We start from the raw sequence: 26,248 nt of genomic DNA on the forward strand, positions 1-26,248 counted from the left end.
GTTTAATCGCCCGAGGCGCCTGAGGCGTCAGCGGCGCTGCGTTTGCGCTTGGTACCACTGCGACGACGCTTTTTCGGGCCGGCGCCTTCACCGTCACCCTTGCTGCCGAGGTCACGGATCATGTCACGGCGCTCGCTGTCGTTGGCGTCCTGGTAGTCGGTCCACCAGTCGCCCAGGCCGTCGGTCTGCTCGCCGGCGCTTTCACGCAGCAGCAGGAAGTCGTAGCCCGCACGGAAGCGTGGGTTGTCCAGCAGCAGGTCGGCGCGTTTGCCGCTGCGACGTGGCAGGCGCTCCTGCATGTCCCAGATCTCGCGAATCGGCATCGTGAAGCGCTTCGGAATAGCGATGCGCTGGCACTGCTCGGCGATCAGCTCGTGCGCGGCTTCCTGCATGGCCGGAATCGGCGGCATGCCGCGGTCCTGCAGGCGCAATACGCGTTTTGGCAGGGCCGGCCACAACAGGGCGGCAAACAGGAACGCCGGGGTGACCGGTTTGTTCTGCTTGATGCGCAGGTCGGTGTTGATCAGGGCTTCGCTGATCAGGGTGTGGGTGTACGTCGGGTTGTATTCCAGTGCTTCGGCGCTGGCCGGGAACAGTGGGTCGAACAACTGCAGGTCCACCAGCATTTCGAAGGTGTCGGCGGCGTAGCCCGAGAGGAACAACTTGAGCACTTCTTCGAACAGGCGTGCCGAAGGGATCTCGCGCAGCATCGGGGCCAGGTCGCGAATCGGCGCGGCGGTGTGTTTCTCGATACCGAAGTTCAGCTTGGCGGCAAACCGCACTGCCCGCAGCATGCGCACCGGGTCTTCCTGGTAGCGCTGGACCGGATCACCGATCAGTCGGATCAGGTTGTTACGGATGTCGTGTACGCCGTTGGCGTAATCGAGAATGCGCTCGCTGACCGGGTCGTAATACAAGGCGTTGATGGTGAAGTCGCGGCGCTGTGCGTCTTCTTCCAGGGTGCCGTAGACGTTGTCGCGCAGGATGCGGCCGCTCTCGTTGCGGGAGGACTGGTTGGTGTCTTCCTCTTCATCGTTTTGCGGATGACCGGCGCGGAAGGTGGCGACCTCGATGATTTCGCGGCCGAAGTGGATGTGCACCAGCTTGAAGCGACGGCCGATGATTCGCGCATTGCGGAATTCGGCACGCACTTGCTCGGGCGTGGCACTGGTGGCGACGTCGAAATCCTTGGGCGTGATGTTGAGCAGCATGTCGCGCACGCAGCCACCGACCAGATAAGCCTGGTAGCCGGCGTTCTGCAGGCGTTCGACGATATTCACTGCATAACGGCTGAATTGAGCGCGTTGCAGCGAATGCTGGCTGCTGTTGAGCACTTCAGGCGTGCTGCGTTTGTGTTGCGTACGACGCAAGGGAGAACGGAATGACTGGAACAACTTCTTCAGCATGGGATGCACTGTTTGAAGGAATGTTCGGCCATAACGAAGAATGACCGCATGATGGGCGGGGATTCTAGCATTTAGTCAGGGGATGGTGTAGGAACAAGCTGCAGGCCTTGCGCCATAAGCCTTGGAAGGTCAAATCGCAGAAACTACAAGGGGAGCCGAAGCTCCCCCAGAAGTAGTTGCGTGCTCTATTTTTATTATTGATTTCGGGCTTCTTGTTTTTGTTGATCGCCCTCGCCATGAAGCTTCACCTTCATGACACTCCCAATCGGGAGTCAAGAGCAAACGGATTGCTTTGGTCGCTGTGTTGCTGATCTACGATCCAACCAGTTCAGGCTCTGCCTTAGGGCAGTTTTTGTTGTTCTCGGCCTGGTTGCGGGGCAAGCCCCAAATGCAACGCCTCTCCAAAAGAATCAGTTAGCTGCGCCTCCGCCGTGTTGTTTTTGTTATGCGTGAGTCGATTCGTCTTATTTTTATTGTCTTGTACAAAGCTTGTTATTGTTTTTGTACTAAGCATATAGCAGGGTGCGTGCCAACTTTTGCGTCGGCCAATGAAACCGGGGGTTTGGAGAGGAATTTGGTTTTTGACAGGCCAAAAAAAGCCGGGGCTTCGTTACCGTAAGCCCCGGCTTTTGTTACGTAAAAATTCAGCGGTAACAGTTTTTTCACATCTGAGGGTGTTACCTGTGGGGGAACACCCTCAACTCTCGCTGGCCACCCCGGTCTTGCGCCGTGGAATGCCCAGGCGCTGGCGGCGTTCCCACAGGCACTTGCGGCTTACGCCCAGCTTGCGAGCCAGTTCGGTCTCGGTCATGTGGTCCTGGTGCTCGAGGACGAAATGCTGGAAGTAGTCTTCCAGTGACAAATCTTCCGTCGGCTCATGGCTGGTATTGCTACCGCCGCCCTGTTGCGGGGCCAGGCCGATGAAATCGTCGTCTTCCAGGTCGCTCAGCTCGATATCGATACCCAACAGCTCGGCAGAGATTTCCGGGCTTTCCGACAGGATCACCGCGCGTTCGACCGCGTTTTCCAGTTCCCGCACGTTACCCGGCCACGAGTAATGCCGGATGGCCTGTTCGGCGTCCGGGGCAAACTTGAGGTCGGTACGGTTGATGCGGGCGCTCTGGCGCAACAGGAACGCATTGGCGATCTCGTTGACGTCGGCGCCGCGCTCACGCAGGGCCGGCAGCTTGAGGGCGATCACGTGCAGGCGGTAATACAAGTCTTCACGGAACTGGCCGATCTTGGCCAGGCTTTTCAGGTCCCGGTGAGTCGCCGCGATCAGGCGTACATCGACCTTCTGCGACTGCACCGAGCCGACGCGGCGAATCTCGCCTTCCTGCAACACGCGCAGCAAGCGGGCCTGGGCTTCCAAAGGCAACTCGCCGATCTCGTCGAGGAACAGCGTACCGCCGTCCGCCGCTTCGACCAGGCCCGCACGCCCGGCGCTGGCGCCGGTGAACGCGCCTTTTTCGTGGCCGAACAATTCGGATTCGATCAGCGATTCAGGGATGGCTGCGCAGTTCACCGAGATCATCGGCGCCTTGGCGCGCTTGGACAGGTTGTGCAGGGCGCGTGCCACCAGCTCTTTACCGGTGCCCGACTCGCCCTGGATCAAGACATTGGAATCGGTAGGCGCGACTTTGCGGATCTTGCCATACAGGTCTTGCATCGGCGGGCATGAGCCGATGATGCCGATTTCGCCGTTGCTGTTATCCACCCCCGGCTTGTCGGCCGCCTTGCCCGCAGGGCGCTGTTCGGCCGGTGCGCTGCTGGCCGACTGACGGTCACGCAGGATGCGGGCCACGGCCTGGAGCATTTCGTCATGGTCGAAAGGCTTGGCGATGTAGTCCACCGCGCCCATCTTCATGGAGTCTACCGCCGAGCGCAGGCTGGCGTAGCTGGTCATGATCAGCACCGGGGTGCCCTGGCCAAGCTTGATCAGCTCGGTGCCCGGAGCGCCCGGCAGGCGCAGGTCACTCACAATCAGGTCGAACGTGGGAATGCTGAACCGCTCTTGGGCTTCCTGCACCGAGCCGGCTTCGCTGACCTGGTACTGATTACGTTCAAGCAGGCGACGCAAGGCAGAGCGGATAATGGTTTCGTCTTCGACGATCAAAATGTGCGGCATTGATTCAATTCTCTCGACGGTCTCAGTTCACAGCGGACGTCGCTTCGACATGACGCGGCAAGGTCACCCGAATACGGGTGCCGCGTTGGCTTTCGGTGTCAGCCGGGCTGTCGATGGTGATTTGTCCATAATGCTCTTCAACGATGGAATAGACCAGTGCAAGGCCCAGACCGGTACCTTCACCTGGGTCCTTGGTGGTGAAGAAGGGTTCGAACAATCGGTCCATGATGTTCTGTGGAATGCCGCTGCCCTCGTCCTCGACGATCAGGTCGACCGTGTGCTCGAAAGCCTCGGTCTTGACCCTTACCGCGCCACCCGCCGGTGTTGCGTCGCGGGCGTTGGACAGCAGGTTGATCAGCACTTGGGCCAGGCGTTGTGAGTCGCCGTCGACCCAATGGTCCGGATCACACAAGTTGAAGAACTGTACTTCGAAATTGCGCCGGTTCAAGGCCAGCAGCCCAATGGCATCCTGCGCCACTTCGGCCAGGCATACCGCTTCGTCCTGATTCTGATGGGCGCCCGCATGGGCAAAGCTCATCAGCGACTGCACGATGCGCGAAACACGCTTGGTCTGCTCAAGGATCTGCCCGCTGATTTCGGTGATTTCGCCGTCTTCTTCGCGCTCTTCCCGCAGGTTCTGCGCAAGGCAGGCGATACCGGTGATCGGATTGCCGATTTCATGGGCGACGCCCGCTGCCAGGCGGCCAATACTGGCCAGTCGCTCGGAGTGCACCAGCTTGTCTTCGAGCATCTGGGTTTCGGTCAGGTCTTCCACCAGCAACACCAGGCCACTGTTACCCGGTGCCAGCGGCTCGTCGATCGCAGCCTTGTGCAGGTTGAGCCAACGGGTCTGGCCATCGAGGGCCAGGTGCTGCTTGTGCAAGTGTTCGTCGGGCAGGTTGATGAAGCCTTGCAGCAACTCCTTCCACGGTTCGCCCAGGGTGTTCAGGCGCGAGCCCACCACGCGCTGGGCGGCGATACCGGTGAGTTCCTCCATGGCCTTGTTCCACATGAGGATCTCCTGGTCCTTGGCCAGGGAGCACACGCCCATCGGCAGCTCTTGCAGCGTCTGACGGTGGTAGCGGCGCAGGGCATCGAGTTCGGCGGCCAGGCCGGTGAGGCGCGAGTGGTAGTCCTCAAGGCGGCTCTCGATGAAGTGGATGTCTTCGGTGACGTAGTTTTCGCCGCCCGCCTTGTAGGGCAGGAAGGTTTCCACCATGTCCTGGGACACGCTCGGGCCCATCAGGCCTGAGAGGTTGGCCTCGATGCGGTCACGCAGACGGCGCAGCGCATACGGGCGCCGCTCGTCGAACGGCAGGTACAGGTCGCGCAGCGCTTGCTCGACTTCTTTTTGTGCGGCCTTGGCGCCGAGGGGCTTGGCCAGTTGCGTGGCGAACTCCTGGGGCGACGCCGCATGCAGTTCGCGGCGTTGCGGCCGGCGCACGTTATCCACTGCGCAGGCTTCGGCGGCGCTGGTTTCTTCGGGGCTGGCGTTGGTGAACAGCGAGATCAGGGTGAACATCAGGACGTTGGCGGCCAGCGAGGCGATGGCCGCCATGTGCCAGCTGGTGTCGTCCAGTACGTAAATCATGTTCAGCAGCGGGATGTAGAAGCCCTGCAGATTGCCGACCAACGGCAAGAGCATGGTGACGATCCACACCAGGATGCCCGCCAGCAAGCCGGCGATAAAACCGCGACGGTTGGCGGTTGGCCAATACAGTACCGACAGCACTCCCGGCAGGAACTGCAAGGTGGCGACGAACGCGACGATGCCCAGGTTGGCCAGGTCTTGCCCTGCGCCCAGCAGCAGGTAGAAACCGTAGCCGGCCATGATGATCGCGACGATCAGCGCGCGGCGTGTCCATTTCAGCCAGCGGTAGATATTGCCCTCGGCGGGCGGCTGGTACAGCGGCAGCACCAGGTGGTTGAGCGCCATGCCCGACAGCGCCAGGGTGGTGACGATGATCAACCCGCTGGCGGCGGAAAGCCCGCCAACGTAAGCCAGCAGCGCCAGGGCCGGGTTGTTGGCGGCAATGCCGATGCCGAGGGTGAAGTATTCGGGGTTGGTGGTTGCGCCCAGTTTCAAACCGGCCCACAGGATCAGCGGCACCGCCAGGCTCATCAGCAGCAGGAACAGCGGCAAGCCCCAGCTGGCGCTGACCAGCGAGCGCGGGTTGAGGTTCTCGGTAAACGTCATGTGGTACATGTGCGGCATCACGATCGCCGAGGCGAAGAACACCAGCAACAGCGTGCGCCACGGGCCTTCTTGCAGCGGCGTGTGCAAGGCGGCGAGGGCGGTCTGGTTCTGCAGCAGCCACAGTTCAAGCTGTTGTGGGCCGTCGAACACGCCATAGAGCGCATAGAGTCCGACGCCGCCGATGGCGATCAGCTTGATCACTGACTCGAAGGCGATCGCAAAGACCAGGCCTTCGTGTTTCTCGCGAGTGGCGATATGGCGCGAGCCGAAGAAAATCGTGAACAGCGTGATCAGCGCACAGAAGGCCAGCGCCACGCGATGTTGCACAGGCTCGCGGGTCAGGATGCTGATGGAGTCCGCCACGGCCTGGATCTGCAGGGCCAGCAGCGGCAGCACGCCGATCAGCATGAACACGGTGGTCAAGGCGCCCGCCCAGGTGCTGCGGAAGCGGAAGGCGAACAGGTCGGCCAGGGAGGATAGCTGATAGGTTCGGGTGATTTTCAGGATCGGGTACAGCAGCACCGGCGCCAGCAGGAATGCACCGGACACGCCAAGGTAGCTGGAGAGAAAGCCGTAGCCGTACTGGTAGGCCAGGCCCACCGTGCCATAAAACGCCCAGGCACTGGCGTAGACGCCCAGGGACAAGGTGTAGGTCAACGGATGGCGAATGATCGCCCGCGGAATCATTCCGCGCTCACTGATCCAGGCCACCCCGAACAACGCGGCCAGGTAGGCGGCGCTGATCAGCAGCATCTGGGTGAGGCTAAAGCTCATCGGCATCTTTTTGGCTCTGCAGGATGAAGGTCACGACGATCAGGATCAGCCACAGCAGATAGGGGCGATACCAGGCGCCCGTGGCGTCGATCCACCAATCCATGATGGCGGGAGAAAACAGGTAGATCCCGACGACCAGCAGCAGGACCAATCGATAGATGTACATGTTGGCCTCTGTGTAAAAACGTGGGGCGATGGTAACGGATGCTTGGCAAGCTGCAAGCGCCTTCAGTTCAATTGCGCTTCGGCCAGCGTGAGTGTGCGCGGGATCTTTGTCGCGTCCCAGTGCGCAATCCCCCAATCCAGCAGCTCCCGTGGGCTGGCGTACAGCAACTCGTTGCCCGGCTGCTGGCCCAGGGCGCGCAGTGCTCTCAATAACAAAGGCGTGGCCTGGTCAGGTGTCAATGGCGGTGATCGGTAGGATTTGCCCAGCTTGTTGCCGTCCGGTTGGATGATCAGCGGCACGTGCAGATAGCGCGGTTGGCGCAGGCCCAGCAATTCTTGCAGGTAGAGTTGGCGTGGCGTGGAGTCAAGCAAGTCGGCGCCGCGCACGATATCGGTCACACCCTGCCAGGCATCGTCGAGCACGACGGCCAATTGGTAGGCATAGAGGCCGTCGCGACGGCGGATGATGAAGTCTCCTACATCGCGGCCGAGGTGTTGTCGGAATTCGCCCTGCACACGGTCGGTAAAGTGATATGCAAGCTCAGGCACGCGCAAACGAATGGCGGCGTCCTGCTGGTCGTGCCCGGCATTGCGGCACAGCCCCGGGTAAATCCCGTTGTAGGCTTCCAGTTGTTTGCGTGAACAGGTGCAGGCGTAGGCCAGGCCATGGTTGAACATATCGTTCAGTACTTTGGCGTAGGCTTCGTGCCGCTCGCTTTGTCGGACCAGTTCCCCGTCCCACTCGAAGCCATAGCTTTCCAGGGCGTGCAGGATCGCGGCCTGGGCGCCCGGCTCTTCGCGGGGGGGATCGAGGTCTTCCATGCGCATCAGCCAGCGGCCATGGTTGGCGCGGGCGTCGAGGTAGGAGGCGAGGGCGGCGACCAGGGAGCCGAAGTGCAAGTGGCCGCTGGGTGTGGGGGCGAAGCGCCCGATATAGGTAGAGGCAGTCATGGGCCGGATACTACTGGAAAATCGGTAAACGCCAGAAACAAAAATGGGGCGTTTGCACGCCCCATTCGTTCAGCCCGGCAGGGATTACTTGCCGACCTGTTTTTCCTTGATTTCAGCCAAGGTCTTGCAGTCTACGCAGAGGTCCGCGGTAGGGCGGGCTTCCAGGCGACGGATACCGATCTCGACGCCGCAGGATTCGCACCAGCCATATTCCTCGTCTTCGATCAGTTGCAGTGTCTTGTCGATTTTCTTGATCAGCTTGCGCTCGCGATCACGGGCGCGCAGTTCGAGGGCGAATTCCTCTTCCTGGCTGGCACGGTCTGCCGGGTCCGGAAAGTTGGCTGCTTCGTCCTTCATGTGGTCAACCGTGCGGTCGACTTCCTGCATCAAGTCCTGCTTCCACTTCTTCAGAATATTGGAGAAGTGCTTGCGCATGGGCTCGCTCATGTACTCCTCACCCTTTGCCTCGACATAGGGTGTGAAGCCGCTGAGGCCTGAGGATTGTTGTTGCTTTGCTTGGGTGGACATGAATAGACCGCCTCTCACTCTTCTAATCCATTGCGCAGGATTGCAACGTCACCGACACCTGCCGGCCCTGCGGCTGCAAGCGGGCGAACTTACCAGATAGATTCGGGGTGCGCCACTCCCGGTTGTCGAGGCCCATCGCGCGCGGGTTGCAAACGGTAGCAGCCCGGCATGGCTGGTTATGAGGAGCCTCGAGTGTTGATTTTAGTCGTTTTGCAAGCGCCTGCCCGGTTCATCGCAGGCCACGGGGCAGGCAATAGAACATGTTTTACGGCGCGGGTTCGGTAGAATCCAGATTTTGTCCTCACCGTCTAAGGAAGGCTAATGGCTCAGCCCTACAGTGCGCGCAGTCGCGCCATCGAACCTTTTCATGTCATGGCGTTGCTGGCGCGCGCCAATGAGCTGCAGGCTGCGGGTCATGACGTGATCCACCTGGAGATCGGCGAGCCGGACTTCACCACGGCCGAGCCGATCATCCAGGCCGGCCAGGCCGCGCTGGCGAACGGCAAGACGCGCTACACCGCAGCCCGTGGCCTGCCGGAATTGCGTGAGGCCATCAGCGGTTTTTACGGGCAACGCTACGGTTTGAGCGTGGACCCTGAGCGCATCCTGATCACCCCTGGTGGTTCGGGCGCGCTGTTGCTGGCGAGCAGTCTGTTGGTCGACCCGGGCAAGCATTGGCTGCTGGCGGACCCAGGTTACCCGTGTAATCGGCATTTCCTGCGGCTGGTGGAGGGCGCGGCCCAACTGGTGCCGGTGGGCCCGGAGGTTCGCTATCAGCTGACCGCCGACCTGGTGGCCAGGCATTGGGACCAGGACAGCGTGGGTGCGCTCGTGGCGTCACCCGCCAACCCGACCGGGACCATTCTTGCGCGAGATGAGTTGGCCAGCCTGTCGAATGCGATCAAGGCACGTAATGGTCACCTGGTGGTCGACGAGATCTACCACGGCCTCACCTATGGCACAGACGCTGCCAGCGTGCTGGAAGTCGACGATGACGCCTTTGTCCTGAATAGTTTTTCGAAGTATTTCGGAATGACCGGCTGGCGCCTGGGATGGCTGGTGGCGCCACCGGCGGCGGTGGGCGAGCTGGAGAAGCTGGCGCAAAACCTCTACATCAGCGCGCCGAGCATGGCCCAATACGCGGCCTTGGCCTGTTTCACCCCGCAAACCCTGAGCATTCTGGAAGAGCGCCGCGCCGAGTTTGGCCGTCGTCGCGACTTCCTGCTGCCAGCGCTGCGTGAGCTGGGCTTCGGCATTGCAGTGGAGCCAGAGGGGGCGTTCTATTTGTACGCTGATATCAGCGCGTTTGGCGGTGATGCCTTCGCGTTCTGCCGGCATTTCCTCGAAACCGAGCACGTCGCTTTTACCCCCGGGCTGGACTTTGGCCGCCATCAGGCGGGGCATCATGTGCGTTTTGCCTACACGCAAAACCTCGATCGACTGCAGGAGGCGGTGGAACGTATCGCCCGTGGCTTGCGGAGCTGGCAAGGCTGATGCGCTTTCATCCTCCCCTCGAAGAAGGGCGGCTGATTCGCCGCTACAAGCGTTTTCTCACCGATATCGAAACCGTTACCGGCGAGTTGCTGACCATTCACTGCCCGAACACCGGTTCGATGCTCAATTGCATGGTGGAGGGCGGGCAGGTCTGGTTCAGCCGGTCAACGGACCCCAAGCGCAAGTTGCCGGGCACCTGGGAAATCGCCGAAACGCCCCAGGGGCGCCTCGCGTGCGTCAATACGGCGCGGGCCAATCAGTTGGTTGAGGAGGCGCTACACGCGGGTGTCATCACTGAGCTCAACGGCTTTACTGCCCTGAAGCGTGAAGTGCCCTACGGCCAAGAAAAAAGCCGCATCGACTTTTGGCTCGATTATCCCCAGGGCTTGGCTTACGTCGAGGTCAAGAGCGTCACGCTGGGTTTTGATGGCTCGACGGTCGCGGCTTTCCCCGACGCCGTCACCCAGCGCGGTGCCAAGCATTTGCGGGAGCTGGCGCATCTGGCGCGTGAAGGCGTGCGGGCGGTGCAGTTGTATTGCGTCAACCTGTCGGGGGTGGACGCGGTGCGCCCGGCCGTTGAAATAGATGCCGGTTACGCCGCGGCATTGCGTGAGGCCAAGGCTGCCGGTGTGGAGGTGTTGGCCTATGGCGTGCGGGTGACGCCTGAAGAAATTTACATCGACCGGCGCCTGGATGTCGTGATGGGCGACTAGAGTTCCACCCACAACCCCTGTTCGTCCTCGCGACCGGGCAGGGCGGTGAGGCTTTGGCCGGCGCAAGGGCCGGCGATGCACTCACCGCTTTCGATCAGGAACAGCGCGCCATGGGTGGCGCACTGGATCAGGCTGGCGCTGGTGTCGAGGAAGTGGTCGGGCTGCCATTCCAGCGGGATGCCGCGATGGGGGCAGCGGTTGATATAGAAGTAGGCGACGCCGTCCCGGCGCACGGCCAACAATTTGCAACCATCGATTTCAAAACCGCGGCTGCTGTTTGGCGCGAGGGTGGCGGAGGGGCAGAGAAACTTCATTTCAATCCTTAAGTGCCTTGACGTTCAAATGCAAACAATTATCAAATGCCGGCTTCGCCCGTCGGCTGACTGGGCGCTCAATACGATGCCTGGCAGGTGCTGTCTGTCACATCCCTGAGTGCTTGATTGGCCCTGCCCCTGGAAGGAAACCCTGTTATGCGCCTGAGTACCAGCGCTATTGCGCTTGTTGCCTCACTGCTGGTCAACCATGGGGCAGTCGCCTCCGAACTGCCACAACGCTGGGTGAGTGCCGGTGGTGCGCTGTCGGAATGGGTGACGGCCTTTGGCGCGGAGTCGAAGTTGGTGGGGGTGGATACCACCAGTCAGCATCCCGAGTCGCTCAAGGCGCTGCCGAGCATTGGCTACCAGCGGCAGTTGTCGGCTGAAGGCATTCTGAGTTTGCGCCCGCAGATTCTGGTAGGCACCGAGGAAATGGGGCCGCCGCCCGTGTTGGCCCAGATTCGCGGTGCTGGTGTGCAGGTGGAGTTGTTCTCGGCCCAACCGGACCTGCCGACGTTGAAAGGCAACTTGCAGCACTTGGGCAAACTGTTGGGCAGCGAGGCGAAAGCCAACGAATTGTTTACTGGATATGAACAGGCTCTTGAGCAGCAGAAAAGTTGGGTTGCAAAGGCCCAGGCCGCGCAGAAATCCCCGGGTGTGCTGCTGTTGCTCGGTCACGCGGGTGGCAAGCCGCTGATCGCGGGTAAAGACACGGCTGCCGATTGGATGCTGCAACAGGCTGGCGGACATAACCTGGCAACCCACAGTGGTTACAAGCCGTTTTCGGTGGAGTCGCTGGCCGGTTTGAGTCCGGATGTTCTCGTGTTTGCTGATCGTGCCCTTACCGGTGATGCGGCGCGTGCAGCGCTATTCAAGGAAAACCCGATTCTGGCTTCCACACCGGCCGCCAAGCAGGGCCGGGTGTTTGAAGTGGATCCGACGCTGCTGGTGGGTGGGCTCGGACCGCGTCTGCCGCAAAGCCTGGTGAAGCTGTCTGCCGGGTTTTACCCGTCCCAGGCCAAGCCCGCCCCATGACGACGCTGGTTAAACCCAAAACTCTGTTTATCGGGCTGGCGTTGCTGTGTGTGTTGGCGACCTGGCTCTCATTGGCCTTGGGGCCCGTCAGCCTGCCGTTGATGGATACGCTCAAGGCTGCGTTGCGCTTGATGGGCATACCGATTGAGGCGCAAGGGTTGGAGCAGGCCGAGTTGATCCTGGGGCAGATTCGCCTGCCGCGAACGTTGCTCGGGCTGGCGGTAGGGGGTGTGTTGGCACTGTCGGGTGTGGCGATGCAGGGACTGTTTCGCAACCCGCTGGCCGATCCAGGGTTGGTGGGGGTGTCCAGCGGTGCTGCGCTGGGGGCGGCGATTGCGATAGTCGGTGGTTCGTTCTTTGGCGGTCTGCCGGATGCGGTTGGGCCGTATTTATTGTCGCTGTGTGCGTTCCTCGGGGGGCTCGGGGTGACGGCCCTGGTCTACCGCCTGGGGCGACGTAATGGCCAGACCAACGTGGCAACGATGCTGCTCGCCGGTATTGCCCTTACAGCCCTCGCCAGTTCGGCGGTTGGGCTGTTTACCTACCTGGCGGATGACGCCACTTTACGCACGCTGACCTTCTGGAACCTGGGCAGCCTCAATGGTGCGAGCTATTCGCGGTTGTGGCCGTTGCTGTTGGTGAGTGGCGGTGTGGCGCTGTGGTTGCCGCGGCGGGCCAAGGCGTTGAATGCGCTGTTGCTGGGAGAGTCCGAGGCCAATCACCTGGGTGTTGATGTCGAGAGGCTTAAGCGTGAGCTGGTCTTCTGTACCGCGCTGGGGGTGGGAGCCGCCGTGGCGGCAGCCGGCATGATCGGTTTTGTCGGGCTGGTGGTTCCACATCTGGTGCGGCTGCTGGCCGGACCGGATCACCGGGTGTTGTTGCCCGCATCGGTATTGGCAGGGGCGAGCCTGTTGCTGTTCGCCGATTTGGTGGCTCGCTTGGCGCTGGCGCCGGCTGAGTTGCCGATTGGTATCGTGACTGCGTTTATTGGTGCGCCATTTTTTCTCTACCTGTTGTTGCGGGGGCGTGCCTGATGCTGCGAGTGGAAGAGCTGCAGATCCGGCGCGGTCACAAGACGGTGCTGGCTGATGTCACCTTGGACCTGTTGCCGGGGGAAGTGTTGGGTGTGCTGGGCCCCAACGGGGCGGGCAAAAGTACGTTGCTTGGCGCGTTGTGTGGAGAGTTGCAGCCGGATAAGGGCAATGTCTGGCTTGACCAGCACGTGTTGGCTGACTGGAGTGGTTCGCAACGTGCGCAGCGGCTGGCAGTGCTGCCGCAGGTATCGACGCTGGACTTTGCCTTCCGTGTCGAAGAGGTGGTCGGCATGGGGCGCTTGCCTCATCAGACGGGTCGGGTGCGTGATGATGAAATCATCAGCGCGGCCCTGCAGGCGGCGGATGTGGGGCACTTGAGTGGCCGCAGCTACCTGGCGCTGTCGGGTGGGGAGCGTCAACGGGTGCATCTTGCGCGGGTGCTCGCACAGTTATGGCCGGGTGAAGCAGGCCAGACGCTGCTATTGGATGAGCCCACATCGATGCTCGACCCGTTGCACCAGCACACCACCCTGCAGGCTATCCGCCACTTTGCGGATCGGGGGGCGGCGGTGCTGGTGATCCTCCATGACCTTAACCTGGCGGCGCGTTACTGCGATCGCATCCTGTTGCTGGAACAGGGACGCCCTCATGCGCTGGATATACCTTCGAAGGTCTTGCTGCCTGAGCCGCTCAAGGCTGTCTTTGGCCTGGAGGTGTTGGTGCAGCCCCATCCCGAACGTGGCCACCCATTGATTATTGCGCGCTGAAGTCGATTTATTGCGGGCAAAAAAAGACCCGGCAAGAGCCGGGTCAAATAACCGTGATTAGCCTGATGAGGAGATAATCTGAGAGTCCGAACCAATGGTCTTTCAGTTATCGGCTGATCTCGCGACCAGTTGTGATAATCATAACGATTCTCATTTGAGAGTCAACCTTTGTTTTTCCTTGCTCCTCAAGTTTTCTCAAACAGGTGTTTGTCATGCCCGCAAATGCTGGGTCTGATCGTGAATCTAATTCTTCTGCCGCGCTGAAATAGCATCCAACTGACGGTTCAACGCTTCCTTGCGCTCCGACGGAATGTCGTTCCAGTGCACATCCATCAATGCGCCTTCGATGGCATACAGCAGCACTTTGGACGCCCGGAATCCACGCGTCCGCACGGCTCGGTAGGCGTCGACCGCTCCCAAGCGGCGCAGATCGGACGCGCTGTGGATGCCCACCGCATGCAGCCACTGCGCCGACGTCTTGCCAAGATTTTTCAGGTGTTGCAGCTCATCGTTCATCAAGCCTCCTTGCGACGGCCGAATGGTGCGGTGGGTATCGTGACCAGGCAAGCCTGAAAAGGAGTGTAGCGCTCAGTAGGAAAAGCGTAGTTCTTTGGTCAGGAACGGCTGAAAAGCTTATAAGAATGGCGCGAGGATTTTGACAAAAGGCAGGCATAAAACCCCGGCGCGCCTGGGCGTGACCGGGGTTTTGGGTAATGGCATTACTTGGTGCGGTAACGCAGACGGGTACCGAAATTGACCGACATGAGGATCTCATCGGCGGTCAGTTCAGGCGGAAAGTAAGCCCCTGAGATCTGTGCATGGGCCAGGCTGGCGCCTTCCAGTGAGCAGTCGCGCAAGTCCAAACCGCGTAGGTCAGCGGAGCGAAAGTACGCGTCGGTGAAGTCCACACCGGTAGCGTTCAGCTCACGCAGGTCGAGCCCGCGGAAGTCGCCGCCACGCATATTGATGGCACCGTCTTTGGGGCGCTCCTGGTTGAAACCTCGGATGTCATCTTTATGCAGGAGCGAGTAGAGCGGGGTATCAAGAAGCTTGGGCTGACTCATGACGGCGACTCCTGTTGGATTTATGACGCCATTATAGTGCCACTATTGCCTGGTCGTGCGCCCTAAGTCGGTGACACGACCAAGAAATATTTCTTACAGGCCTGGCAGGCGCTGGCGAATGTGGGCGACCAAGGCGTCGAGTGTCCCGCTTTCATTGGTCTCGACACGATGGCTGAGCAGCAGTTCCTCGGCGGTCAGTGGCTCACGGTTGGCTTGTTGCTCCTCAATGACCGCCAGTGTTGCGTCGGAAGGATCGTTCTTGCCCGCCTGACGTTGTGCCAGCCAGCTGGCGATAACGGCCTGTGGTGCGTTGCAATCCAGGATCAGGAAAGGAGCGCCAGTCGCTTCAGCCACTTTGGCGGCGGCGCTGCGCTGTTCGTGCTTCAGGAACGTGGCATCCAGCACCACAGGGAAGCCTGCACGCAGCACGGTATCGGCAATTTCATTCAGGCGGGCGTAGGTCGCTGCACTGGCGTCGGCTGCATAAATGCCGGCTTGTGGCGTGTTTTCCACCTGTTGTTCACCAAACAGGCGCTTGCGTTCAACGTCTGAACGCAGGCGCACGGCGCCCAAGGCTTCCACCAGTCGCATCGAGACCTGGCTTTTGCCGACCGCCGAAACGCCGTGGGTAATGGCCAGGAAGCGCGATGGAATGGTGCTGTAGCTTTCTGCGAGGTTCGCGTAGTTGCGGTACTGGCGCAGGGTGGTGGCGCGTTGTACCGGGCTGGCCTCGCTTGGCATGCTGAACAGTGCGATCTTGGCACGGACCAGGGCGCGGTAGGCTTTGTAGAAGTTCAGCACTTCAAGGCCTTTGTAGTCGCCCGTCAATTCCAGATATTGGCTGATGAAGCGGCGTGCCAGGGATTTGAGGCCACGGTCTTCCAGGTCCATTGCCAGGAAGCCGGTGTCGGCGTAGACGTCGGTGAAGCGGAACGGCTCGTTGAATTCGATGCAGTCGAAGATCACTACACGACCATTGATCAAGGTGGCGTTGCCCAGGTGGATGTCACCGTGGCATTCGCGAGTGAAGCCGTCGAGCTTGCGCTGGGCGAGCAAGGGCTTGAGACGCTCGAAACTGCTTTCGGCCCAGGCTTGCAGGGCTTCGAGTTGAACCAGGTCGGCCTTGTCGCTGAGGAACGGGCGGATCTGTTCGAAGTTCTGCCGCACCGGTGCCATCACTTCGTCCGGTGTACCGGCCGGGTGATCCTGCGGCACTTTCGGGGCTGTCAGGTGAAAGTGTGCAATCTGTTTGGCCATCTCATCGATGTGCGCGCTGGTCAGTTCGCCATTGGTTTGCAAGGTGCTGAGCAGTTGGCTTTGTGGGAACTGGCGCATTTTCAGCGCGTACTCGATCACCGGGCCTTCACCGCCCAATTGCGGGGCTTCGGCGGTACCGGTAATCGGTAACACTTCAAGATACAAATCTTCGGTCAGGCGCCCGTTCAGGCGCAGTTCTTCGTTGCAGAAGTGGCCGCGGTCTTCCAGGGCCGTGAAGTTGAGAAAGCCGAAGTTCATCGGCTTCTTCAATTTATAGGCGTAGGGGCCGGTCAGGATCACCCAGGAGATATGGGTTTCGATGACTTGAAACGCTTCAACCGGGTGTGGGTATAAAGCGGGGTTTTGCAGGGCAGCGATCAGGGACTGGCTCACGGGCGATCCTTCAAAGTCGGGGGGAAATCATGGCGGGCATTATGGCCGCTACGAGCGGTCGTGCAAACCGCTGTCCGGCTCATGTTGATGATCAATAAAGTGCGTATAATCCGCCGCCATGACTCGAACCCGATCTCCCCGTTCCCGTAAAAAACCTCCTTCCCGCGGCCTGCGCCCTTGGCTGGGCTGGGCGCTCAAGCTCGGCCTGGTCGGCCTTGTGGTGCTCGCCGGCTTTGCGGTGTACCTCGATGCCGTGGTGCAGGAGAAGTTCTCCGGCAAGCGCTGGACCATCCCGGCCAAGGTGTATGCACGCCCGCTGGAGCTGTTTACCGGCCAGAAGCTGAGCAAGGATGACTTTCTCACTGAGCTGGATGCACTGGGCTACCGCCGCGAACCCGTGAGCAATGGCCCGGGCGCGGCGGCGGTCAGCGGTAACACCGTCGACCTGAACACCCGAGGCTTCCAGTTCTATGAAGGCCTGGAGAAAGCCCAGCCGGTGCGTGTGCGCTTCTCTGGTGATTATGTTGCCGAGCTGTCGTCCCTCAATGGCTCGAAACTGCCAGTGGTGCGCCTTGAACCGCTGCTGATCGGCGGCATTTATCCCAAGAATCTTGAAGACCGCATCCTCATCAAGCTCGATCAGGTTCCGCCGTACCTGCTGGAGACGTTGGTTGCGGTGGAAGACCGCGATTTCTACAGCCATTGGGGCGTTTCGCCCAAGTCGATTGCCCGGGCCATCTGGGTGAACACCTCCGGCGGCAAAATGACCCAGGGCGGCAGTACGCTGACCCAGCAGTTGGTCAAGAACTTCTACCTCACCAACGAACGCAGCCTGACCCGCAAACTGACCGAAGCGATGATGGCGATGCTGCTTGAGCTGCACTACAGCAAGCAGGAAATTCTCGAGGCGTACCTCAACGAAGTATTCGTCGGCCAGGACGGCCAGCGGGCCGTGCATGGTTTCGGCCTGGCCAGTCAGTTCTTTTTTGGCCAGCCGCTGTCCGAGCTGAAGCTGCATCAGGTGGCGTTGCTGGTCGGCATGGTCAAGGGGCCGTCCTATTACAACCCACGTCGAAATCCTGAACGTGCGCTGGAGCGTCGCAACCTGGTGCTCGATGTGCTTGAACAGCAGGGCGTGGCCACGGCTGAGCAGGTGGCGGCGGCGAAGAAGATGCCGTTGGGCGTTACCACGCGCGGCAAGCTGGCGGACAGTTCCTTCCCCGGCTTCATCGACCTGGTCAAACGCCAGTTGCGTGAAGACTATCGCGACGAAGACTTGACCGAAGAAGGCCTGCGGATCTTCACCAGTTTCGACCCGATCCTGCAGATGAAGGCCGAGGCGTCGGTCAATGACACCTTCAAGCGCATGACCGGTCGTAAGGGCATCGATGACGTTGAAGCGGCCATGGTCGTGACCAACCCGGAAACCGGTGAAGTCCAGGCCATGATCGGCAGTCGCCAGGCCAGTTTTGCCGGGTTCAACCGTGCGCTGGACGCTGTGCGGCCGATCGGCTCGCTGGTCAAGCCGGCGGTTTACCTTACTGCGTTGGAAAAACCGAGCAAATACACCCTTACCAGTTGGCTGTCGGATGACCCGTTGTCGGTCAAATTGGCAGATGGCCAGGTGTGGACGCCGAAAAACTTCGAGCGTCGCTCCAACGGTACGATTTTCCTCTATCAGGGATTGGCGCATTCCTACAACATTTCCACGTCGCGCCTCGGGCTTGAAGTCGGCGTGCCGAATGTGTTGAAAACCCTCGGACGCCTAGGCATCAACCGCGAGTTCCCGGCGTTCCCATCAATGCTGCTGGGCGCCGGCGCTATGACGCCGATGGAAGTCACTACGATGTACCAGACGATCGCCAACGGTGGGTTCAATACACCGATGCGCGGCATTCGCAGTGTGCTGACCGCTGAGGGCGAGCCGCTCAAGCGTTACCCGTTCCAGATTCAGCAGCGCTTTGATGCAGGCTCTATCTACCTGATCCAGAACGCGATGCAGCGCGTGATGCGTGAAGGCACCGGCAGCTCTGTTTATAAAGTGCTGCCGTCCAACCTGACCTTGGCGGGCAAGACCGGCACCAGTAACGACTCGCGTGACAGCTGGTTCGCCGGTTTCGGCCAGGATGTGCTGGCGGTGGTCTGGATGGGGCGTGACGACAACGGCAAGACGCCGTTCACGGGTGCGACGGGCGCGTTGCAGGTGTGGACAAGTTTCATGCGCAAAGCCGACCCGCTGCCGCTTAATATGCCGCAGCCGGATAACATCGTGCAGGCGTGGATCGATCCGCACACAGGGCAGGGCTCTGATGCCAACTGCCCGGGTGCGGTGCAGATGCCGTATATTCGCGGCAGCGAGCCACCTGCCGGCCCCGCCTGCGGTAGCGGTGCCCCTGCCAGTGCGGAGTCGGTGATGGATTGGGTCAAGGGCTGGATGAATTAAGCAAAGAGGGTTTCAAGTGAACAAGTGGTGGATTCCAGCTATTACAGCTCTGGCTTTGCTCAGCGGTTGCGCCAGCGTGCAGCGCGGTTCGATTCCGGTGGTGGACTCAAGCACGACCGTCTCCAACAACGATCGCATCTCGGCCAATGGCGGTTTCCGCCAGACCGTGACGAACCGTCCTGCCCAAGCCAGGCCTCAAGCCATGCCGCAGGATTCCGGCGTGGTGGTGATGGTGCCGGGTGGTGGCGCTGCCACATCGGCGCCGATCAGTGCCGAGCCATGGACGCCTGGGCCAAGCACATCGGGGCCGATCGATTCCACGCCGATTCAAACGGCGCCGATCAACCAGGGCACCTACACCATGCCGTCGACGCCGAGCGGTATTCCGTCTTCGTCCAACGCCGGCGGCCTCTCGGCTGACGAGCAACTGGACGGCCCGGTGCTGGCATTGCTTACTACCGCCCAGCAGCAGCAGGCGGGTGGTGACCTGAATGGCGCCTCGTCGAGCCTGGAGCGCGCCCAGCGCGTGGCGCCGCGTGAACCGCAAGTCCTGTATCGCCTGGCTCAGGTGCGCATGGCCCAGGGGGATGCACCGCAAGCCGAGCAATTTGCCCGTCGCGGCCTGTCCCTGGCCAACGGTCGCCCCGATCTGCAAGCCAATCTGTGGGCCTTGATCGGTGATGCACGTGCCGCCCAGGGTGATGCTGCCGGTGCCGCCCAGGCTCGACAAAAAGCCAAGGTCAGCCTCTGATGGATGCACGGTTTCCAGCAATTGCCGAACAGTTGTTGCTGATCGAGCGCGAGTTGCGCGTGCAAGGCTGGTGGGACGAAGTGTCCCCCAGCGTCGAGGCGCTCAGCAGTGTCGAGCCGTTTTCGGTCGATACCCTGGACTTTCACCAGTGGCTGCAATGGATCTTCCTGGTGCGTATGAAGCAGATCCTCGAGCAGGATCTGCCATTGCCCAACGCGTCGGGGATCCTGGAGATGGCCGAGATGGTCTACGCCGATCGCCCGCAAGAGAGCCTTGGCTTGCGTAACGCGCTGAAAAAGTTCGATCAACTGATCGTCGACGCTCGTTAATTGCCTGACTGCCGGTTTTTCCGGCAGTCTTGCGCACATTTCTACCGCTTGACGACATTCAGGCGAGTTTTATCCCTCCTCAAAGCCCTTTCTTCTACGTTCTCATGCGCTTAGTTGGAAAAAAGCGCAATTATTGCTTGACTTGAAGGGCCTGAAACAGAAGAATCCAAAGTCCGCTGTATCGGGACTGCCAGAAGCAGGCCCGCTCAGCAGATCATGAGGCGCACATCCGCGCCGACCTGTAACACCCGCAACGCGTTACCTCGCGCTGGGTGGGAAAAGCCCGCAACACTTGGGACGATCCCAATACTTGCTCAGTCAGTGCTGACGTAGTCGGCGACCACCGTCGCTCATGCTCTGTTGAGAAGTAAACCTATTAAGACCCGTCGGTTTTCAACGGACGGTATTCTGGCGTTTTAGAGGTGAACAACGTGGAGCTTTTATCTGGTGGTGAGATGCTCGTCCGCTTTTTGCGTGACGAAGGCGTCGACTATATCTACGGGTACCCAGGTGGTGCTCTGCTGCATGTTTACGACGCACTGTTCAAGGAACCGGCTGTCAACCACATCCTGGTTCGCCACGAACAAGCTGCAACCCATATGGCTGACGGTTACGCCCGTGCCACCGGTAAAGCCGGTGTGGTACTGGTAACGTCCGGCCCAGGCGCAACCAATGCCATCACCGGCATCGCGACTGCGTACATGGACTCCATCCCGATGGTGATCATCTCCGGCCAGGTGCCTAGCACCATGGTGGGTACCGATGCATTCCAGGAAACCGACATGATCGGTATCTCCCGGCCGATCGTGAAACACAGCTTCATGATCAAGCACCCATCGGAAATCCCGGAAGTCATGAAAAAGGCTTTCTACCTCGCACAGTCCGGTCGCCCGGGCCCTGTGGTGGTCGATGTGCCGAAAGACATGACCAACCCGGCTGAAAAATTCGAATACGTCTTCCCGAAGAAAGCCAAGCTGCGCTCCTACAGCCCGGCCGTTCGTGGGCACTCGGGGCAAATCCGCAAGGCTGCAGAAATGCTCCTGGCGGCCAAGCGCCCTGTGTTGTACTCGGGTGGCGGCGTGATTCTGGGCGGCGGTTCCGCACCGTTGACCGAATTGGCCAAGCTGCTCAACCTGCCAGTGACCAACACCTTGATGGGCCTCGGCGCATTCCCGGGTACGGACCGTCAGTTCGTCGGCATGCTCGGCATGCACGGTAGCTACACAGCCAACCTGACCATGCACCACGCCGACGTGATCCTGGCCGTGGGCGCGCGGTTCGATGACCGTGTGATCAATGGCGCGAGCAAGTTCTGCCCGAACGCCAAGATCATCCACATCGACATCGACCCGGCGTCCATCTCCAAGACCATCAAGGCCGATGTGCCGATCGTGGGTCCTGTGGAAAGCGTGCTGACCGAAATGGTTGCCGCGCTCAAGGACATCGGCGAGACGCCGAACAAGGAATCCGTTGCCAGCTGGTGGAAGCAGATCGACGAATGGCGTGGTGACCGCGGCCTGTTCCCTTATGACAAGGGCAACGGCAGCATCATCAAGCCACAAACCGTGATCGAGACCCTGTGCGAAGTGACCAAGGGCGACGCCTTTGTGACCTCCGACGTGGGCCAGCACCAGATGTTCGCCGCGCAGTACTACAAGTTCGACAAGCCTAACCGCTGGATCAACTCCGGTGGCCTGGGCACGATGGGCTTCGGTTTCCCTGCGGCCATGGGCGTGAAACTGAGCTTTCCGGACACCGATGTCGCGTGCGTCACCGGTGAGGGCAGCATCCAGATGAACATCCAGGAACTGTCGACGTGCCTGCAGTACGGCCTTCCGGTGAAGATCGTCTGCCTGAACAACGGCGTGCTGGGCATGGTTCGTCAGTGGCAGGACATGAGCTACAACAGCCGTCACTCCCATTCCTACATGGAGTCGCTGCCGGATTTCGTAAAATTGGTTGAAGCCTATGGCCACGTCGGCATTCGCATCACCGATTTGAAAGATCTGAAGCCGAAGATGGAAGAGGCGTTCGCCATGAAGGACCGCCTGGTGTTCATCGATATTCAGGTGGATACCAGCGAGCACGTCTACCCGATGCAGATCAAAGACGGCTCTATGCGCGACATGTGGCTGAACAAGACGGAGCGTACTTAATCATGCGGCACATTATCTCCCTGCTTCTGGAGAACGAACCCGGCGCTCTGTCTCGTGTTGTCGGCCTGTTTTCGCAACGCAACTACAACATCGAAAGCCTGACCGTGGCCCCGACCGAAGACCCGACTCTGTCGCGTCTGACGTTGACCACCGTGGGTCACGATGAGGTGATCGAGCAGATCACCAAGAACCTCAACAAGCTGATCGAAGTGGTCAAGCTGGTCGACCTGTCGGAAAGTGCCCACATCGAGCGCGAGCTGATGCTGGTCAAGGTCAAGGCCACGGGTGCCCAACGTGCCGAGATCAAACGGACTACCGACATTTATCGCGGGCAGATCGTCGATGTGAGCGCCAGCGTTTATACCGTTCAACTGACCGGTACAAGCGACAAGCTGGACAGCTTCATCCAGTCGATCGGGACGGCCTCGATTCTGGAAACGGTACGCAGTGGTGTCACCGGGATTGCCCGTGGCGACAAAGTACTCAGCATCTAACCCAAATTAGCGAATGGCCTTACGGCCTGGATATATAGAGGAACCTCATGAAAGTTTATTACGATAAAGATTGTGACCTGTCGATCATCCAGGGCAAGAAAGTCGCCATCATCGGCTACGGTTCCCAGGGTCATGCACAAGCGTGCAACCTGAAAGATTCCGGCGTTGACGTGACTGTCGGCCTGCGCAAAGGCTCGGCCACTGTTGCCAAGGCTGAAGCCCATGGCCTGAAAGTGACTGACGTTGCTTCTGCTGTTGCGGCTGCCGACCTGGTCATGATCCTGACCCCGGACGAGTTCCAGTCCTCGCTGTACAAGAACGAAATCGAGCCGAACATCAAGAAGGGCGCCACCCTGGCCTTCTCCCACGGCTTCGCGATCCACTACAACCAGGTTGTGCCGCGCGCTGACCTCGACGTGATCATGATCGCGCCGAAAGCACCGGGCCACACCGTGCGTTCCGAGTTCGTCAAAGGCGGCGGTATCCCTGACCTGATCGCGATCTACCAGGACGCTTCGGGCAACGCCAAGAACGTCGCCCTGTCCTACGCTGCTGGCGTGGGTGGCGGTCGTACCGGCATCATCGAAACCACCTTCAAGGACGAGACCGAAACCGACCTGTTCGGCGAACAAGCCGTTCTGTGCGGCGGTACCGTTGAGCTGGTCAAAGCCGGTTTCGAAACCCTGGTTGAAGCCGGCTACGCGCCGGAAATGGCCTACTTCGAATGCCTGCACGAACTGAAGCTGATCGTTGACCTCATGTACGAAGGCGGTATCGCCAACATGAACTACTCGATCTCCAACAACGCCGAATACGGCGAGTACGTGACTGGCCCGGAAGTGATCAACGCCGAGTCCCGTCAGGCCATGCGCAACGCCCTGAAACGTATTCAGGACGGCGAGTACGCCAAAATGTTCATCAGCGAAGGCGCAACCGGCTACCCTTCGATGACCGCCAAGCGTCGTAACAACGCCGCTCACGGCATCGAAGTCATCGGCGAGCAACTGCGCTCCATGATGCCGTGGATCGGTGCCAACAAGATCGTCGACAAAGCCAAGAACTAAGTCGTACGCATCAAGGAAAAACGCGGCTTAGGCCGCGTTTTTTCGTTTGGGGGCGGGTTCTGGTATAAAGCTGCATCGTTTGCAGGCGAACGCGCTCTGCAAGTATTTGTCGAATTTTTTCACACCGTTGCAAGGTAAAGTCCATGACCGAACGTCCCGAAGAGCCGGGCCAGGCCTCTGACGCCGATAGCCTGCTACCGATCGATGAGCATGTCGAAGAAGGGCATGATGCGGAAGGTCGCAAGGTCCGGCATCGTGGTATCTATCTTCTGCCCAATCTGTTCACCACGGCGAACTTGTTTGCCGGGTTCTATTCCATCATCAACTCCATGAGTGCGCAGAGTGCGCTGGCAGCGGGTGATGCGGCGAGTGCCAGCAAATACTTCGGTTTTGCGGCCATAGCTATTTTTGTGGCCATGGTGCTCGACGGCCTTGATGGCCGTGTCGCGCGCATGACCAACACCCAAAGTGCCTTCGGCGCCGAGTACGATTCGTTGTCGGACATGGTCGCCTTTGGCGTTGCTCCTGCTCTGCTGGCGTTTGCCTGGGCCCTGGGAGACATGGGCAAGGTGGGGTGGATGGTTGCCTTCATCTATGTCGCGGGCGCAGCCTTGCGCCTGGCGCGTTTCAATACCCAGGTGGGTACTGCCGACAAGCGCTACTTCATCGGCCTGGCCAGCCCGGCAGCTGCCGGAGTGGTGGCGGGCATTGTCTGGGCGTTCAGTGACTACGGCATCCAGGGTTCCAAGATGTCGTTTCTGGTGGCCTTGATGGTGGCGGCGGCCGGCATGCTGATGGTCAGCAATATCAAGTACAACAGTTTCAAGGAGTTCGACCTCAAGGGGCGCGTGCCTTTCGTGGCGATCCTGGTGGTGGTGCTTGTGTTCGCCGTCGTGTTCAGCGACCCACCGCGCATTCTGCTGCTGGCGTTCCTGATCTACGCGGCTTCGGGGCCGGTTCAGTACTTGCTGCATCTGCGTCGGGACAAAACATTGCCTTAATGTAATTTCCCCCATACTCCGCAGTCTATTGGTGCATCAGTTCTCCAATACTGCGGAGTTGCCATGCTAATCAAATTGCCCAAAGCGTCCGATTGCCACGAATCGGACGTCACACCTGAATCCTTCTATCTCTCACGCCGTAGCTTGCTCGGTGGGGCGCTTGCTGGCATTGCGGCCAGCAGCTTGCCGCGTTGGGCAAGTGCCAACGATGCTTCGCGTTATGCCGATGTCGAGGCAGGCAAGGCGCCCAGCTGGTTTGCCGACAAACTTCCCGAGACCAAGTGGCAGGCTGTGACCGTGACGGGGGAGGCGATTACCCCGTTCAAGGACGCGACCCACTACAACAACTTCTATGAATTTGGCACCGGCAAAGGCGACCCTGCAACCAATGCGGGGTCGCTGCAAACCGAACCCTGGAGTGTGGTGATTGATGGCGAGGTTGCGAAGCCGGGGCGCTATGCCCTGGAAGACTTCATGAAGCCTTACCAACTGGAGGAGCGAATCTATCGTTTGCGCTGTGTCGAGGCGTGGTCGATGGTCATTCCGTGGATGGGCTTTCCCATCTCTGCCTTGCTCAAGCAGGTGGAGCCTACGTCCAAAGCCAAATACATCCGCTTTGAAACCCTTAAAGATCCCAAGAGCATGCCTGGTCAGCGATCAAGCTTCGGTTTGATCGATTGGCCTTATGTAGAGGGGCTGCGTTTGGATGAAGCGATGAACCCTTTGGCGATTCTTGCCGTTGGCATGTATGGGCGGGAGTTGCCGAATCAGAACGGCGCGCCGTTGCGGCTGGTGGTGCCATGGAAGTATGGCTTCAAGAGTGTGAAGTCCATCGTGCGAATCAGTCTGGTGAACGAGCAGCCGAAAACTACATGGCAAAGTATCGCAGCGGACGAATATGGGTTTTATGCGAATGTGAACCCGACAGTCGACCACCCTCGCTGGACCCAGGCTCGGGAGCGACGGTTGCCAAGCGGTCTATTCAGTCCCAACGTGCGCGAGACGCAGATGTTCAACGGGTACTCGGATGAGGTTGCCTCTCTGTATACCAATCTGGATTTGCGGAAGAACTACTGATGCGCTATCCCATCTGGCGCATTGGCGTCTTTATAGCCGTGGCTGTGTGGCCGCTTTTCTGGTTGTACGAAGCATGGAGTTTTGCCTTAGGGCCGGATCCGGGCAAAGTGCTGGTTGATCGCCTGGGGTTGGGCACTCTGATTCTGCTGCTGATTACCTTGGGAATGACACCGCTGCAGAAATTGAGCGGTTGGGCAGGGTGGATAGCGGTGCGCCGGCAATTGGGGTTGTGGTGCTTTACGTATGTCGTGCTGCACCTGGCGGCTTATTGTGTGTTTGTTCTGGGGCTCGATTGGTCGCAGCTTGGGGTGGAATTGCGTAAACGTCCCTACATTATTGTGGGTACCTTGGGTTTTCTGTCCTTATTAGTGCTGGCGGTGACGTCGAACCGCTATAGCCAGCGTCGGCTTGGGAGTCGCTGGAAGAAATTGCACCGTCTGGTCTATGTGATTCTCGGGCTCGGCTTGCTGCATATGTTGTGGATTGTGCGAGCGGATCTAAAGGAATGGGCTGTCTATGCCTTTATAGGTGCTTTGCTCCTGGTGCTGCGGATACCGCCGGTAATGCGCAGAATTCCACGTCTTATTGCGAAAAAACCAGTTTCTGCAACAAAAGCGTAATTAAGGGTTGACGGCAGATTCTGGAAGCCTATAATTCGCCCCACTTCCGGCGCAGTCGAAACGGAAAACTCCTTGAGTTTCAATGAGTTAAGT

24 protein-coding genes are annotated in these 26,248 nt (G+C 59.8%); 14 read left to right on the top strand and 10 right to left on the bottom strand.

Annotated features, from left to right (window positions below; genetic code table 11):
* Nucleotides 1–2 precede the first annotated feature (2 nt).
* The 6 genes from M2394_RS27010 to dksA all read right to left on the bottom strand — a co-directional run bounded on the left by M2394_RS27010 (nt 3) and on the right by dksA (nt 8,149).
* Nucleotides 3–1,406 (bottom strand): polynucleotide adenylyltransferase PcnB, encoded by a 1,404-nt coding sequence (locus M2394_RS27010; RefSeq protein ID WP_259175182.1) that lies wholly within the window; start codon nt 1,404–1,406, stop codon nt 3–5.
* Nucleotides 1,407–2,103: 697 nt separating this feature from the next.
* Nucleotides 2,104–3,534, bottom strand: a complete 1,431-nt coding sequence (locus M2394_RS27015) for a sigma-54 dependent transcriptional regulator (protein ID WP_178919559.1) — start codon at nt 3,532–3,534, stop codon at nt 2,104–2,106.
* A 22-nt stretch (nt 3,535–3,556) separates the two neighbouring features.
* Complete coding sequence (locus tag M2394_RS27020) at nt 3,557–6,511, bottom strand: sensor histidine kinase (RefSeq protein WP_176998409.1); 2,955 nt, start codon at nt 6,509–6,511, stop codon at nt 3,557–3,559.
* A complete protein-coding gene (locus tag M2394_RS27025) occupies nt 6,495–6,671 on the bottom strand; it encodes a hypothetical protein (RefSeq protein WP_003176118.1) in 177 nt (58 codons plus the stop codon). Before M2394_RS27025 ends, M2394_RS27020 begins: the two co-directional genes overlap by 17 nt.
* A 62-nt stretch (nt 6,672–6,733) precedes the next feature.
* On the bottom strand, nt 6,734–7,621 hold the full coding sequence (gene gluQRS, locus M2394_RS27030) for a tRNA glutamyl-Q(34) synthetase GluQRS (RefSeq protein WP_259175184.1): 888 nt from the start codon (nt 7,619–7,621) through the stop codon (nt 6,734–6,736).
* Between the two features lie 84 nt (nt 7,622–7,705).
* Nucleotides 7,706–8,149, bottom strand: coding sequence for an RNA polymerase-binding protein DksA (gene dksA, locus M2394_RS27035; protein WP_065910298.1), 444 nt, complete (start codon nt 8,147–8,149; stop codon nt 7,706–7,708).
* 321 nt (nt 8,150–8,470) lie between these two features.
* Here dksA and M2394_RS27040 point away from each other — a divergent pair, with 321 nt between their 5' ends.
* Entirely contained in the window at nt 8,471–9,643 is a 1,173-nt protein-coding gene (locus tag M2394_RS27040; protein WP_259175187.1) for a pyridoxal phosphate-dependent aminotransferase, read from the top strand.
* On the top strand, nt 9,643–10,356 hold the full coding sequence (gene sfsA, locus M2394_RS27045; protein WP_259175190.1) for a DNA/RNA nuclease SfsA: 714 nt from the start codon (nt 9,643–9,645) through the stop codon (nt 10,354–10,356). The genes M2394_RS27040 and sfsA overlap by 1 nt, the downstream gene beginning before the upstream one ends.
* On the opposite strand, the gene M2394_RS27050 is transcribed toward sfsA, so the two are convergent.
* Entirely contained in the window at nt 10,353–10,670 is a 318-nt protein-coding gene (locus tag M2394_RS27050; RefSeq protein ID WP_259175192.1) for a Rieske 2Fe-2S domain-containing protein, read from the bottom strand. The genes sfsA and M2394_RS27050 overlap by 4 nt on opposite strands.
* Before the next feature lie 156 nt (nt 10,671–10,826).
* On the opposite strand from M2394_RS27050, the gene M2394_RS27055 reads away from it, so the two are divergent.
* Genes M2394_RS27055 through M2394_RS27065 form a run of 3 tightly spaced genes read left to right on the top strand, consistent with a single transcriptional unit; the run spans nt 10,827 to nt 13,506 of the window.
* Nucleotides 10,827–11,705, top strand: coding sequence for a hemin ABC transporter substrate-binding protein (locus tag M2394_RS27055; protein ID WP_178919564.1), 879 nt, complete (start codon nt 10,827–10,829; stop codon nt 11,703–11,705).
* Between the two features lie 50 nt (nt 11,706–11,755).
* The gene (locus tag M2394_RS27060) at nt 11,756–12,739 is read left to right on the top strand and encodes an iron ABC transporter permease (RefSeq protein ID WP_259175204.1); all 984 of its coding nucleotides are present in this window, start codon (nt 11,756–11,758) and stop codon (nt 12,737–12,739) included.
* Nucleotides 12,739–13,506 carry a heme ABC transporter ATP-binding protein gene (locus tag M2394_RS27065; protein ID WP_178919565.1) on the top strand — a complete coding sequence of 256 codons (768 nt, stop codon included), beginning with the start codon at nt 12,739–12,741 and terminating at the stop codon, nt 13,504–13,506. The genes M2394_RS27060 and M2394_RS27065 overlap by 1 nt, the downstream gene beginning before the upstream one ends.
* 243 nt (nt 13,507–13,749) lie before the next feature.
* On the opposite strand, the gene M2394_RS27070 is transcribed toward M2394_RS27065, so the two are convergent.
* The 3 genes from M2394_RS27070 to M2394_RS27080 form a co-directional block, all read right to left on the bottom strand.
* The gene (locus M2394_RS27070) at nt 13,750–14,022 is read right to left on the bottom strand and encodes a TfoX/Sxy family protein (protein ID WP_176998402.1); all 273 of its coding nucleotides are present in this window, start codon (nt 14,020–14,022) and stop codon (nt 13,750–13,752) included.
* Nucleotides 14,023–14,225: 203 nt separating this feature from the next.
* Entirely contained in the window at nt 14,226–14,570 is a 345-nt protein-coding gene (locus M2394_RS27075; protein WP_178919566.1) for a pentapeptide repeat-containing protein, read from the bottom strand.
* Nucleotides 14,571–14,663: 93 nt separating this feature from the next.
* Entirely contained in the window at nt 14,664–16,220 is a 1,557-nt protein-coding gene (locus tag M2394_RS27080; RefSeq protein WP_259175193.1) for a bifunctional aminoglycoside phosphotransferase/ATP-binding protein, read from the bottom strand.
* A gap of 118 nt (nt 16,221–16,338) precedes the next feature.
* Here M2394_RS27080 and mrcB point away from each other — a divergent pair, with 118 nt between their 5' ends.
* From mrcB to msrQ, 9 genes are all read left to right on the top strand, one after another.
* Nucleotides 16,339–18,663, top strand: coding sequence for a penicillin-binding protein 1B (mrcB, locus tag M2394_RS27085; protein WP_178919568.1), 2,325 nt, complete (start codon nt 16,339–16,341; stop codon nt 18,661–18,663).
* Between the two features lie 16 nt (nt 18,664–18,679).
* The gene (locus M2394_RS27090; RefSeq protein WP_259175195.1) at nt 18,680–19,414 is read left to right on the top strand and encodes a tetratricopeptide repeat protein; all 735 of its coding nucleotides are present in this window, start codon (nt 18,680–18,682) and stop codon (nt 19,412–19,414) included.
* The gene (locus M2394_RS27095; protein ID WP_178919570.1) at nt 19,414–19,743 is read left to right on the top strand and encodes a YqcC family protein; all 330 of its coding nucleotides are present in this window, start codon (nt 19,414–19,416) and stop codon (nt 19,741–19,743) included. Before M2394_RS27090 ends, M2394_RS27095 begins: the two co-directional genes overlap by 1 nt.
* A 431-nt stretch (nt 19,744–20,174) precedes the next feature.
* Nucleotides 20,175–21,899: an acetolactate synthase 3 large subunit gene (locus M2394_RS27100; protein WP_259175196.1), complete on the top strand. Its 1,725-nt coding sequence runs from the start codon at nt 20,175–20,177 to the stop codon at nt 21,897–21,899.
* Nucleotides 21,900–21,901: 2 nt separating this feature from the next.
* Nucleotides 21,902–22,393, top strand: a complete 492-nt coding sequence (ilvN, locus tag M2394_RS27105; RefSeq protein ID WP_003176102.1) for an acetolactate synthase small subunit — start codon at nt 21,902–21,904, stop codon at nt 22,391–22,393.
* A gap of 47 nt (nt 22,394–22,440) precedes the next feature.
* A complete protein-coding gene (gene ilvC, locus M2394_RS27110; RefSeq protein ID WP_003194132.1) occupies nt 22,441–23,457 on the top strand; it encodes a ketol-acid reductoisomerase in 1,017 nt (338 codons plus the stop codon).
* A 143-nt stretch (nt 23,458–23,600) separates the two neighbouring features.
* Nucleotides 23,601–24,458 carry a CDP-diacylglycerol--serine O-phosphatidyltransferase gene (gene pssA, locus M2394_RS27115; protein WP_178919572.1) on the top strand — a complete coding sequence of 286 codons (858 nt, stop codon included), beginning with the start codon at nt 23,601–23,603 and terminating at the stop codon, nt 24,456–24,458.
* A 63-nt stretch (nt 24,459–24,521) separates the two neighbouring features.
* Nucleotides 24,522–25,535 carry a protein-methionine-sulfoxide reductase catalytic subunit MsrP gene (gene msrP / locus M2394_RS27120; protein WP_259175199.1) on the top strand — a complete coding sequence of 338 codons (1,014 nt, stop codon included), beginning with the start codon at nt 24,522–24,524 and terminating at the stop codon, nt 25,533–25,535.
* Nucleotides 25,535–26,155, top strand: a complete 621-nt coding sequence (gene msrQ / locus M2394_RS27125) for a protein-methionine-sulfoxide reductase heme-binding subunit MsrQ (protein ID WP_178919574.1) — start codon at nt 25,535–25,537, stop codon at nt 26,153–26,155. The genes msrP and msrQ overlap by 1 nt, the downstream gene beginning before the upstream one ends.
* The last annotated feature ends 93 nt before the right edge of the window (nt 26,156–26,248 follow it).

The organism is Pseudomonas sp. BIGb0164 (assembly GCF_024810135.1).
In the GTDB taxonomy this organism is placed as follows: Bacteria; Pseudomonadota; Gammaproteobacteria; order Pseudomonadales; family Pseudomonadaceae; genus Aquipseudomonas.

Bases quoted from the DNA above. Each gene is read 5' to 3' on its own strand.
- M2394_RS27075 (WP_178919566.1), bottom strand. From the start codon at position 14,570: ATGAGTCAGCCCAAGCTTCTTGATACCCCGCTCTACTCGCTCCTGCAT.
- M2394_RS27010 (WP_259175182.1), bottom strand. From the start codon at position 1,406: ATGCTGAAGAAGTTGTTCCAGTCATTCCGTTCTCCCTTGCGTCGTACG.
- M2394_RS27070 (WP_176998402.1), bottom strand. From the start codon at position 14,022: ATGAACGATGAGCTGCAACACCTGAAAAATCTTGGCAAGACGTCGGCG.
- dksA (WP_065910298.1), bottom strand. From the start codon at position 8,149: ATGTCCACCCAAGCAAAGCAACAACAATCCTCAGGCCTCAGCGGCTTC.
- M2394_RS27025 (WP_003176118.1), bottom strand. From the start codon at position 6,671: ATGTACATCTATCGATTGGTCCTGCTGCTGGTCGTCGGGATCTACCTG.
- M2394_RS27015 (WP_178919559.1), bottom strand. From the start codon at position 3,534: ATGCCGCACATTTTGATCGTCGAAGACGAAACCATTATCCGCTCTGCC.
- M2394_RS27055 (WP_178919564.1), top strand. From the start codon at position 10,827: ATGCGCCTGAGTACCAGCGCTATTGCGCTTGTTGCCTCACTGCTGGTC.
- M2394_RS27020 (WP_176998409.1), bottom strand. From the start codon at position 6,511: ATGCCGATGAGCTTTAGCCTCACCCAGATGCTGCTGATCAGCGCCGCC.
- mrcB (WP_178919568.1), top strand. From the start codon at position 16,339: ATGACTCGAACCCGATCTCCCCGTTCCCGTAAAAAACCTCCTTCCCGC.
- ilvN (WP_003176102.1), top strand. From the start codon at position 21,902: ATGCGGCACATTATCTCCCTGCTTCTGGAGAACGAACCCGGCGCTCTG.
- M2394_RS27065 (WP_178919565.1), top strand. From the start codon at position 12,739: ATGCTGCGAGTGGAAGAGCTGCAGATCCGGCGCGGTCACAAGACGGTG.
- M2394_RS27095 (WP_178919570.1), top strand. From the start codon at position 19,414: ATGGATGCACGGTTTCCAGCAATTGCCGAACAGTTGTTGCTGATCGAG.
- pssA (WP_178919572.1), top strand. From the start codon at position 23,601: ATGACCGAACGTCCCGAAGAGCCGGGCCAGGCCTCTGACGCCGATAGC.
- ilvC (WP_003194132.1), top strand. From the start codon at position 22,441: ATGAAAGTTTATTACGATAAAGATTGTGACCTGTCGATCATCCAGGGC.
- gluQRS (WP_259175184.1), bottom strand. From the start codon at position 7,621: ATGACTGCCTCTACCTATATCGGGCGCTTCGCCCCCACACCCAGCGGC.
- msrP (WP_259175199.1), top strand. From the start codon at position 24,522: ATGCTAATCAAATTGCCCAAAGCGTCCGATTGCCACGAATCGGACGTC.
- M2394_RS27040 (WP_259175187.1), top strand. From the start codon at position 8,471: ATGGCTCAGCCCTACAGTGCGCGCAGTCGCGCCATCGAACCTTTTCAT.
- M2394_RS27050 (WP_259175192.1), bottom strand. From the start codon at position 10,670: ATGAAGTTTCTCTGCCCCTCCGCCACCCTCGCGCCAAACAGCAGCCGC.
- msrQ (WP_178919574.1), top strand. From the start codon at position 25,535: ATGCGCTATCCCATCTGGCGCATTGGCGTCTTTATAGCCGTGGCTGTG.
- sfsA (WP_259175190.1), top strand. From the start codon at position 9,643: ATGCGCTTTCATCCTCCCCTCGAAGAAGGGCGGCTGATTCGCCGCTAC.